9 protein-coding genes are annotated in these 10,815 nt (G+C 58.7%); 4 read left to right on the top strand and 5 right to left on the bottom strand.

Annotated features, from left to right (window positions below; all coding sequences use genetic code 11):
- Positions 1-760 (bottom strand): trypsin-like peptidase domain-containing protein (locus NW819_RS01425; RefSeq protein WP_414412669.1); only part of this gene is annotated, 760 nt, incomplete at its 3' end.
- Positions 761-952: 192 nt separating this feature from the next.
- On the opposite strand from NW819_RS01425, the gene NW819_RS01420 reads away from it, so the two are divergent.
- The 3 genes from NW819_RS01420 (at position 953) to glgP (ending at position 5,597) form a co-directional block, all read left to right on the top strand.
- Positions 953-1,486 (top strand): nucleoside deaminase, encoded by a 534-nt coding sequence (locus NW819_RS01420; RefSeq protein ID WP_414412670.1) that lies wholly within the window; start codon positions 953-955, stop codon positions 1,484-1,486.
- Between the two features lie 273 nt (positions 1,487-1,759).
- A complete protein-coding gene (locus NW819_RS01415) occupies positions 1,760-2,944 on the top strand; it encodes a SpoIID/LytB domain-containing protein (protein WP_414412668.1) in 1,185 nt (394 codons plus the stop codon).
- A 451-nt stretch (positions 2,945-3,395) separates the two neighbouring features.
- Positions 3,396-5,597 (top strand): alpha-glucan family phosphorylase, encoded by a 2,202-nt coding sequence (gene glgP / locus NW819_RS01410; protein ID WP_414412667.1) that lies wholly within the window; start codon positions 3,396-3,398, stop codon positions 5,595-5,597.
- A 103-nt stretch (positions 5,598-5,700) separates the two neighbouring features.
- Here the strand turns inward: glgP and ftsH are convergent, their stop codons facing one another.
- Complete coding sequence (gene ftsH, locus NW819_RS01405; RefSeq protein WP_414343378.1) at positions 5,701-7,617, bottom strand: ATP-dependent zinc metalloprotease FtsH; 1,917 nt, start codon at positions 7,615-7,617, stop codon at positions 5,701-5,703.
- A gap of 260 nt (positions 7,618-7,877) precedes the next feature.
- Here ftsH and NW819_RS01400 point away from each other — a divergent pair, with 260 nt between their 5' ends.
- Complete coding sequence (locus tag NW819_RS01400; RefSeq protein WP_414349996.1) at positions 7,878-8,351, top strand: phycobilisome protein; 474 nt, start codon at positions 7,878-7,880, stop codon at positions 8,349-8,351.
- Here NW819_RS01400 and NW819_RS01395 read toward each other — a convergent pair.
- From NW819_RS01395 to NW819_RS01385, 3 genes are all read right to left on the bottom strand, one after another.
- Positions 8,348-8,608: a ferredoxin-thioredoxin reductase variable chain gene (locus NW819_RS01395; protein WP_011432274.1), complete on the bottom strand. Its 261-nt coding sequence runs from the start codon at positions 8,606-8,608 to the stop codon at positions 8,348-8,350. The genes NW819_RS01400 and NW819_RS01395 overlap by 4 nt on opposite strands.
- Before the next feature lie 302 nt (positions 8,609-8,910).
- A complete protein-coding gene (locus tag NW819_RS01390; protein WP_414412666.1) occupies positions 8,911-10,320 on the bottom strand; it encodes a cytochrome c biogenesis protein in 1,410 nt (469 codons plus the stop codon).
- Between the two features lie 111 nt (positions 10,321-10,431).
- On the bottom strand, positions 10,432-10,815 hold a 384-nt coding region (locus NW819_RS01385), incomplete at its 5' end, for a cytochrome c biogenesis protein CcdA (protein WP_414412665.1).

Raw genomic sequence — 10,815 nt, 5'->3', positions numbered from 1 at the left:
GGTTAATGGCCGCATCCGTTTGCAGGAAAGTCACCCGCTTGTTGACAGCCCCAATTTGCCCGGAGGAGCGCCCAACAGCACTGATGATCCCGGCAGTTACGGTATTGTCTAGGCCCAGCGGGTTGCCAATGGCAATAGCCCAATCCCCTGGTCGCACCAAGTCAGAGTTGCCCAAAGTAACCGTGGGCAGATTCTCCCCCTCAATCTTGATCACCGCGATATCGGTAACCGGGTCTGAGCCCTTCACCTCCCCTTCAAAGGTGCGCCCATCCAGCAGGTGAACCCTGACCCGCTCGCTGCCTTCCACCACATGGGCGTTGGTGAGGATCAGGCCACTGGCGTCGATGATAAACCCCGATCCGGTGCCTTCTTGCCGAAACTCCTGCGGCAACTGCGGTAGTTGATCCCCAAAGAAGCGGCGAAACAGGGGCTGGTTGAACAGTTCTGGGTTGACCCCCCTCGACACGGTGCGGGTGGCATCGATGCGCACCACCGCTGGGCCGACCTTTTGGGCGACTGCAGCAATAAAATTGGAAGGCCGGACAGCATCGGCGGGAGGGGCAGAATTCGCAGCCTCAGGGCGGGGCTCAGACCAGGGCAAAAGGGATCCCACTCCCTCACTGGCCCGTCGCGTCCAAGTGATCAGGGGAGTTTGCTGTAACCACTCCTGCCCCGCTCGAGACGATAGCCAGACCCCACCCGCGACGCCTCCACCAAACAGAGCCATCGCCAAAAGTGTATGCCGTAGAATCCGCGCCATGCTCCCTCCCAAAGCTAAGCCGTATCGCCAAGACTCAAAAGGCGTGAACCCGCTCCCCCGACTTACGCCATCAAGACCCAGTTCACTCCTGGTCTATTCTATCTATTCCTACTCTTTACTTTTGGATGTTCGGGGTATGTGTGCTTACCCTAGCAAATCTTGCGGGCAAAGGCAGTGCTCGAAACACCCAAAATGATCGGGGATCCGAGCGAGCTCCATTCCTCCGAGCCGCAAGGGCGGGATCCGTGGCAGCGCCACCGCGCCTGGATGCAGTTGGCCTTGCGAGAAGCTGAGCAAGCAGGAGAAGCTGGAGAGGTGCCGGTGGCCGCTCTGGTGGTGGGGCCAGGGGAAAAGTTGCTGGCTTTGAGCAGCAACCGGCGGGAACGGGATCGGGATCCCACGGCCCATGCGGAGATTCTGGCCCTACGGCAGGCAGGGCAGCGCTTGGGCGATTGGCAGCTGCAGGGCTGTCGGCTGTATGTGACCCTGGAGCCCTGCCCTATGTGTGCGGGGGCAATCAGCCAATCGCGGCTGGCCCAGGTAATCTACGGCGCCGATGATCCCAAGGCCGGGGCTTTGCGCAGTGTACTCAATTTGCCTGCCTCCGCTGCCAGCTTCCATTGCCCGGAGGTCATCGGCGGAGTCTGCGAGGCCGAGTGTCGCCGCCTATTGCAGCAGTGGTTTTGCCGCCGGCGCGGGATCCCCTCTGAGCCGGCTGAATCCTGACCGAGGGACTGGGGGCGGAAAATTCTGGGTTGAAGTCGTGCATCTGCAGGATGTTTTTGATACTGTCATAACGGGTTCGGCTGGCCCTTGCCCGGGATCCCGCACCAGCCTCAAAAAAGGCTTTCCGAGTGCGGGATCTCTTGAGCCCAACGGTGGCCGCTTGGGTTGTTGAGGGTGCGTCGGCCCTATGCCTGGATTCTCAAAACCCGACTTGTCTGGGATCCCTCGCTGGCTATGCCCAGCGGCGGGTAGTCTTTCACAGAGGATTGGTGTGTGACTATTGCCCTCTCCTTTTCTCCTCTCCCATCAGCTTGGCTTAGGAGTATTGCCCTTCTGGTTTGGGCTTGGCTGTGCTTGACCTTTCCGGTGCAGGCACGGGTGCTGCTGCGGGTAGGTATTGCCGTCAACAAGCCCCAGGTCACCGTCGGCAGCTCTACCGGAGCCCGCCTATTGAATGCCCAGGGACAGCCGCTGGCAGAGGTGCAGGCCATGCAACCGCTGCAGGCCAGCCGTTCGGGTTCAGCAGTCAGTTTGGCCGGCCAACAGGGAGAACGTCTTTACCTACAGCCCACCACCTCCGATGGGTTAGTGTTTATCGACCAGAATTGGTACCGTGGCTTGGTGGAGTTGATCCCCGGCGAGCGTGGGGTGATTGCCATCAACCAAGTTGGCTTGGAAGACTACGTTTCCAGCGTGGTGGGCAGCGAGATGGGACACCGTTTTCCCATGGAGGCTCTTAAAGCCCAAGCCGTGGCCTCCCGCACCTATGCCCTCTACCACCGCAGTCGCCGTTCCCAGCAGCCTTTTGACTTAGGAAATGGGATCGATTGGCAGGTTTACAAGGGAGTGGCTGCCGAATCCAGCCGTACCCAAGCGGCTGCCCGTGAGACCGCCGGGCAGGTTCTCATCCACCAGGGGCAGTTGATCAATGCGGTTTTCCACTCCTCTGCGGGGGGACATACGGATGATGCAGGCAACGTCTGGTTAGAGTCGCGGCCCTACTTACAGGGGGTGCCCGATTTCGATCACCACTCACCCGTGTTTAGCTGGACGGCCACCGTTCCTGCCCAACAGATTCAGCAGTTGGCTGCCGGGATCGGGGCTATTCGTTCTGTTGAGGTGCTGCGCAGCTCCCCGTGGGGACGGGCGATCACGGTGCGCCTGACGGGATCCCAAGGGATCAAAGATCTCAATGCCGGCGATTTTCGTCGGGCTCTAGGGTTGCGCAGCACAAAGATTGCCATTAGCCCGCGCGGAGAGGCCGCCACTACAGCCAGCTTGGCTCCTGTGGCAGGGACATTCCCGGCTTTCTTTGAGATTCAGGGGCGCGGCTACGGACATGGCGTCGGCATGAGCCAGTGGGGAGCGGCTGGGATGGCCAGCCAGAACTACTCCTACCAACAGATCCTCAGCCACTACTACCGCAACACCACCTTGGCAGTGGTGGAAGGACGTTAGGGCTCAACTTCAGGGAGAAGCCAACAAAATCATCGATTGGTAGCAAAAGCGGCTGCAGTTTTTAAGAGCTTATGAGAAGCAGCATTTTAATTGAACCGGAGGGGTTCCCCAAGGGTTCGTTGGGGTTCTGTAGATTTTGTTAACTTTGAGTTAACTCTAACGTTGCACCATCTCTGAAGATAGACGGGCAGCTTCTAGACGGGCAGCTTCTGCCGGAATCGAAAGCTGGGCTGCCTGTGAACGCTGCTTTTGAAGGCTCCGCGCTGCTGTGGCAAGATCGGGAGAAGCCCTGGAAAATTTGGGTTACGTCCCCTGAAGATTTTGTAGAGATCTTGAATTCCCCCCTCAGAATCCTCAGGATCGGCTCAATAATAATTGAGATACGTTTACCAGGATCGACCTCTACCTCTTCTTTTTCGAGCCCATAACTTTAACCCCAGGTATCTGTCCTATGTCCATTGCCACCTTAGCTCCTGCTTTTCCCGAACGTTGTCCGGTGCTGCCGGAAGCGCTCACGCCCCTGTGCGAGATCGCCCGCAACTATTGGTGGACCTGGAACCCGGATCACCTCACCATTTTCCGGGAAATGGATCCCGCCCTGTGGGAAAAAACCTCCCACAACCCGGTGCGCATGCTGGAGGAGGTTTCCTACTTGCGGTTGGCAGCCTTGGCCACTGATGTGAACTACCTCAACACGTTGAACCGGATGGTGCAGTCCTATCGGAAGTACATGGCGGCTGAGGATACCTGGGCCAAGCGCACCATGAAAACCTACGACTGGCAGCGTCCTATTGCCTATTTCTGTGCCGAATACGGCTTGCACGAGTCTTTGCCCACCTACTCTGGCGGGTTGGGTATGTTGGCTGCCGATCACCTCAAGTCGGCCTCGGATTTGGGAGTGCCCCTGGTGGCCATCGGGTTGCTCTACCGTCAGGGCTACTTCCAACAGCGCCTGGACAACAATGGCTGGCAGGGGGAGCTTTACGAAGACTCTGAGTTTGAGTCTCTGCCGTTGACTCTGGTGCGCCAGCCGGATGGCAGCCCTCTGTTGGTGGAAGTGGCGATGCGGCAGCGGTTGGTGAAGGCGCGTGCCTGGCGAGCAGACGTGGGCCGGGTGCCGCTCTTTCTGCTGGACACCGACCTGCCGGAGAACGACCCCATCGATCGCTGGATTACCGCCCACCTCTACGGGGGCAGCACCGATACTCGCATTGCCCAAGAGTGCATCCTGGGTATCGGTGGGGTGCGCCTGCTGCGCCAGTTGGGTTTGGATCCCATGGTTTATCACATGAATGAAGGGCACGCTGCTTTCCTGACGCTGGAGTTGCTGCGGGAGGAAGTGGCGCGGGGCACCCCCTTCGAGACGGCGGAGGCCAAGGTGCGGGAAAAATGCGTGTTTACCACCCATACACCGGTGCCGGCTGGCCACGATGCCTTTAGCCCCAATGAGATGGATGCGTTCTTTGCCTCCTTCTGGCCTCAACTGGGCCTGACGCGGGAACAATTTTTGGCCTTGGGAGCTCGGCGCACCGGGGATCCCTGGGAGCGCTTTAACATGACGGTGCTGGCTTTGCGGTACGCGCGGGCAGCCAATGGCGTAAGCAAGCTCCACGGACGGGTTTCTCGCGAAATGTGGCATGTGCTCTACCCTGAGCGATCGGTGGATGAGGTGCCCATCAGCTCCATTACCAATGGGGTTCACGCCCGTACCTGGGTTTCCCCTCTTTTTTGGAACCTCTACGACCAGTACTTGGGCCCCGATTGGCCGGAGCGGGTGTCAGACCCGGAACTGTGGGCCAAGGTGGAAGAGATCCCAGATGAAGAACTGTGGCGGCGCAAAGAAGCTCTGCGGGAGCGGCTGGTGTCTTTTACCCGTCACCGAGTGTTGCGGGCCCGGCGCAATCGCGGCGAAAGCAATGAGCGCATCCAAGCGGTCAACCAGTTGCTGGATCCCAAGGTCTTGACGATTGGGTTTGCCCGTCGCTTCAGCACCTACAAGCGAGGAGATTTGATCCTGCGAAATCTGGAGCGAATTACCCGCATCTTCACCAACAAAGAGTACCCTGTGCAAATTATCTTCGCCGGCAAGGCCCATCCGCGGGATGAAGGGGGCAAGCGCCTGATCCAGCGGGTGGTGGAATGGTCCAACCGGCCTGAGGTGGCCAACCGAGTCGCCTTCATCGAAAACTACGATGCCTATGTCGCTCGCAATTTGGTGCAGGGGGTCGATGTGTGGCTGAACAACCCGCGACGCCCTCTGGAGGCCTCCGGCACCTCAGGGCAAAAGGTGGGCTTCAGTGGGGGATTGAATTTGTCGGTACTGGATGGCTGGTGGCCGGAGGGTTACAACGGTCGCAATGGCTGGGCTATTGGCCAAGAAATCGAAGGTCTGGATCCCGCTGCCCAAGACGACTTGGACGCCAACTCCCTCTACGACTTGTTGGAGTATGAGGTGATCCCCATGTTCTACGACCGGGATGAGAAAGGGATCCCACGTCGTTGGATTGCCCGCATGAAGGAGGCCATCCGCACCCTCAACCCCGTTTTCAACACCGACCGCATGGTGGCCGAGTACGTGCTGAAAATCTACGAGCCTCAGCCCCTGGAAGCAGGGGTGAGCCGGACTCTGTTGGGTTCGGCTGCTGCCGGCTAGGGTGGACTCCCCCTCTCCCAGCGCAAATCATACAAAACATTGGGATCCCTCTCTCCTCAAGAGGAAAAGCAGGGATCCCAAGTTTGAGCTTGGGGACAAGAGACTAGGCGCCGGCGTTGACGGCCATAGGCAGAGTCAGCGGCTCTGGCTCCTCTTCGGGGGGCAGCATCACCACCTCAGAGTTGTCGATGATGGCCTGCAGCTCTTCCCCATCGATGGTTTCGGCCTCCACCAAACGACGGGCGATCCGATCCAAGAGGGCACGGTTTTCCCGAATCAAGTAGGTGGCCCGTTGGTAGGCCTCGTTCACCAGCCGCCGCACCTCTTCGTCAATGAGGGCCGCTGTTTCCTCCGAGAAATCCCGTTCTGCGGCGATTTCCCGGCCCAGGAAAATGTTGGTGTACTGGCGACCTAGGGCCACATTGCCCAGTCGGTCGCTCATGCCAAAGCGGGTCACCATGTTGCGGGCGATGCGGGCCACCTGTTGCAGGTCGCTGGCTGCCCCCGTGGTGATCTCCGACTCTCCGTAGACCACTTCTTCGGCCACACGCCCACCCAAGGCAACGGTCATCATGTTCTTCAGATGGGCACGGGTGGTTAGTCCCATGTCGTCATCGCTGGGCATGAACCAGGTGAGGCCACCTGCTTGTCCCCGGGGGATGATCGTCACTTTTTGGATGGGATCGTAGTTGGGCAGAAGGGATCCCACCAGGGCATGGCCCGCCTCGTGGTAGGCCACCAACTCCTTGCGCCGCTCGCTCATCAGCCGATCCTTCTTCTCTGGGCCGGCCAACACCCGATCCACCGCGTCGTTGATCTCGTCCATGGAGATCTCGGTGAGGTTGCGGCGGGCTGCCAGAATGGCTGCTTCGTTCAGGAGGTTGGCCAAATCGGCACCGGTAAACCCAGGAGTACGGCGGGCCAACTTCTCCAAATCCACATCCGCAGACAGAGTTTTACCGCGGGCGTGCACCTTGAGGATCTCCAGGCGGCCCTGAAAATCGGGGCGATCCACCGTAACTTGGCGGTCGAAGCGACCGGGCCGTAGCAGCGCTGCATCCAGCACATCCGGTCGGTTGGTGGCCGCAATGACGATAATGCCGGAGTTGCCCTCAAAACCGTCCATCTCGGTGAGCAGCTGGTTCAGAGTCTGCTCCCGTTCGTCGTTGCCACCCCCCAAGCCAGCTCCCCGCTGGCGACCGACCGCATCAATTTCGTCGATGAAGACGATACAGGGAGCATTTTGCTTGGCCTGCTCGAACAGATCCCGCACGCGAGAAGCGCCGACCCCGACAAACATCTCCACAAACTCAGAGCCGGAAATGGAGAAAAAGGGCACACCTGCTTCTCCGGCTACGGCGCGGGCCAACAGGGTCTTACCTGTGCCGGGCGGGCCCACCAGCAATACCCCGCGGGGGATCTTGGCTCCCAAAGCGGTGAAGCGCTCTGAGTTTTTCAGGAAATCCACCACTTCTGCCAGCTCCAGCTTGGCCTGATCGATGCCGGCCACATCGTTGAAGGTAATTTGGGTTTTCGGCTCCATCTGCACCCGTGCCCTGGATTTGCCGAAGTTGAGAGCTTGGCTGCCTGGGCCATTTTGAGCCCGCCGCAGCAGGAAAAAGAGCCCCAGCAAGAGCAAAACCGGCAGGAAGAAGGTGCTGAGAATGCGCCCGAGTAGCCCCTCCTCTTGAACAGGGCGTACCGCCAGCTCCACCCCGTTGGCAACCAGGGTGTTCTCAAACTCAGGGGTAAGGGGGGGCAGATTCACCTGCACTTGGGTGGCGCGGTTGTTGATTTCTGCCTCGGCAATGGCAACCTGGCGACCATCCGGGGCCGTCTCCACCAAAACTTTGCTGACCTCGCCCCGTTCGACGCGGCTGATTAGGTCGGAGTAGCTGATCTCCAAACGCTCAGGCGGGCGAGTACCCAAGAAGGTGGTGGCTAAAGAGATCAAGACGATGGCCAGTAGCGCATATAACCCCGCGCTTCTCCATTTCTTGTTTTTACCTTTCTGACTCACGGAAGTGTTTCCTCCCAAAGGGTGTTTTTGAATCGAACTCGCAGATGGCGACTTGTGGGTAACAATCTGGGGTCGGGTGGGTTCTTGCAGCAACAGACTGTTAATTAATATTAACCTGACTGAGAGGGTTGCCGGGGATCCCTGCAATCCCGCTCTTCTGGCCGGGAGTTTGGGGATAGGATTGAGAGACCAAGGCTGGACCGTCAGCCAGGATAGGTGGTGTTTTTTCCATTCTCATTCCAGCTTGCCCAGGGATCCCTATGCTGACTCAACTGCGCGAACTGAGCATCACTGCCGACGGGCGCTATCTCAGGGATGAGGAGCTGCAGTTCATGGAGACCTACCTAGCCTCCTTTGACCTTCGCCTGAGCGCCTATCGCAAGATTCAGGCGGCGGAGGCCCAGATCATCCGGGATGTGGAGATGAAAATGCGCGCGCTGGATCCCTACTTGCTCATGCGAGGGGTGGAAGACTTCAGCAACAAGTGGAAGGCTGACACCGTGCGGGTTTTGCGCCTCTCGGCTTTGGCCATGCTCCTGGACGATGAGCAACGCTACAAAGATCGATTTCTCTACTGGTTCCAGACCTTAATGCGGGCCTTCCGCACCCAACGCAGTTGCGAGGCCACCTATCGCTTTCTGCAAGAGGTGATAGCCAATTACCTCACCCCCGAAGAAACCAAGTTGATCAGGCCGATTCTGGAAACCAACCGCACGCTGTTGGGCCTCAACTAGGCAGCCGTCTCAGCAGACTCTCCAGAACCAGCCGACTCCACCACCTCTAGCTCATCAGCTTGGAGATGCGCACGGAACTTGTTGTCAAACTGCACCTGAAAGGGAAAGTTGGCGCTGATCGGGCGGCCATTCCAATCCCGAATCACGGCCTTCAGCTCCCCTTCCATGCCTTTGAGGTCGAAAGGTTGATTGCGATGTTCCGGGTGGTGATAGACGATCACGCTGGTACGCACCCGCACCCGATCTCCAACTTTCATGTCTTGCCCTCCTAACAAGGCGGCCCACCACAGGAACCCACTGGAAACACTCTAGCTCAATCTCTAAGCAAACCTTCGAGATGTGGAGAAGTGTGTGGAAACTGAAACAGTAGTTTGTATTTTCCTCAGGGTCATCTTCATGTTGGGAAGCCCCAGAACATCCCCTCAAAGTCAACCCAGAGAAAGCCCGTCTCAACCAATGGGATCCCTCTGGAGCCAACAGCGCCGCTCACTGGATCCCTGGATTGTATAGATGGGATCCCTATTGGGCAGGAGGCTGGTTTCGCCGGAAAAAGCTGCGTCTAGCCAATCTCAGCTTCCACCGGGATCTGGGAAAGAGAGAAGGCGACCTTTTGTTGCTCCACCAAGCGGTCGAATTCTCGCTCGAAGGTGACCAAAGCCCGGTTGGTTTTGCCCCCCAAGTAGAGCCCCGTCTCCGTTTGCAAAGCCCAGATTTGGCTGTAGCTGAAGTAGCTCATCACCACCCCCACCATCAACAGGCCAAATCCGAGATACACCGCAGGGATCCCTGGATCGGATTTAATTTGCAGTCCGGTAGCGCCGATCACCTCATCCAGATACAGAGTGAGGGGGTTGGGGAAGCGTTGGGGAGCGACCTCGTCGAGGGCCAAGCTCATGCCTTGGCGCAGGGATCCCATCCATTGCCCTTCAGTGTCGTAGAGGAGGGCTGTCCCCTGCAGATCCGGCAGCAGCAGCGTGAGGCCCTGGCTCATGTCCGGCTGGGTGGGCACAAAAGCGCCCCAGAGTTTGTTGCCTGCCTCGGTGCGCACCGGCACCACCGGGATTTGAAAAGAGGGGCTATTGTTGACGCGGATGCGGATGCTGTCGATGCTCCAATCGGCTTGGTAGAGGGTCACACCCCGGTAGGAGAGAGGATGGTTGACGGAAATGGTCTGACGTTTGACCTCCTGACCCTGATCCAAGATCGAGAGGTCGGAATAAAACTGCTTGACACGGCCATCGGCAGCGTAGTCAATCCAGAAGCGATTGGCCCGAATTTGCCAGGTAGGCAAGTGAGCACGAGCCAGATCTCCCGCTCCGGTCAAGTGTTGAATAGAAGCCACGCTGCCGCTGGGAATGAGTTCTTGGGCCTTGAAGCCGCCAATGCTGCCCCAAATCGCCCCCAGCAAGATCAGCAGCATGCTGACATGCACCAAGATGGGGCCGATCCTGCCGATCAACCCTTTGCGGGCGTAGAGGTGATGGCCCTCCTGAAACACCAGGTAGCCCTGTCGGCGCAACCGCTCCGGCAGCCCTTGTAAGGATTGTTGGGGCAGATACGTCCGAAACGGCAGGCGCTGAAAAGACTGCGGACGGGTGAGATAGCTCCAACGGCGAGCCACCTTGAGCATTGGCCACTGGCGCGTAAAGGAACAGGCGATAAGGCTGCTGCCGAACAGGATTAAAATAGCCAGAAACCAAGGGGTGCGGTAGACGTGATCCAATCCCAAGTTCAGGATCACCCGCCACGTGAGAAAGCCAAACAGGGCCGGATGCTCCGGATAGTGGGCTTGATAAAAAGCCGCTGTTTCCTCTTGCTCAATTACCGTGCCGGTGGCGCTCAAAACCGCAATCGCCAACAAAAGGCCGATGGCCAGGCGCAGATCCGCCAGCAGCGGCAGCAGCTCATGTCGAAAATACCGCCGCAGCGAGGAAGCCCAGCGGGCAAGCGGGAGAGAGTATATGACCATGAGAAGTTTGTCGGCTTAAGATTCAGACCGCTGCTCTTGCCAGGCAAGGTGCAGTCCCCAACAGGGTGCTGTAGGTGTAGCCCCATCTTAGCCTGCAGCAGCAGGGATCCCTTAGGCCCAAGCCGACAAGATTGTTACGCTGCCGAACCCCACCAACACCACCCCACTGGCATAAGTGAGCCAGCCCGACCAGCGCCGCAGGGCCAACAGTTGCTTCACCAACCCGGTAAACACCCCCGCCAGGAGCAGGGGAAAGGCCAACCCCAGCCCGTAAGCCAGCAACAGCCCACCCCCTACCCAGGGTTGCCCTGTGGTGGAAACCCAGGCCAGCAAAGCCACCAAAACCGGCGTACTGCAGGGAGAGGCCACCAGGCCAAAAGTTAACCCCAGCAACACTGCCCGACCCAGCCTGGGCCATTCTCCGGGAATCTCGAGGCGGTTAAACCCATCGGGAAAACGCAGGGGGAGCACCTCCAACAAGTTCAGCCCCATCAA

The sequence above is a fragment of the Synechococcus sp. R8-2 genome (assembly GCF_047461715.1).
GTDB lineage: Bacteria > Cyanobacteriota > Cyanobacteriia > Thermostichales > Thermostichaceae > Thermostichus.
This window is presented reverse-complemented; position numbering and strand designations above follow the sequence as displayed.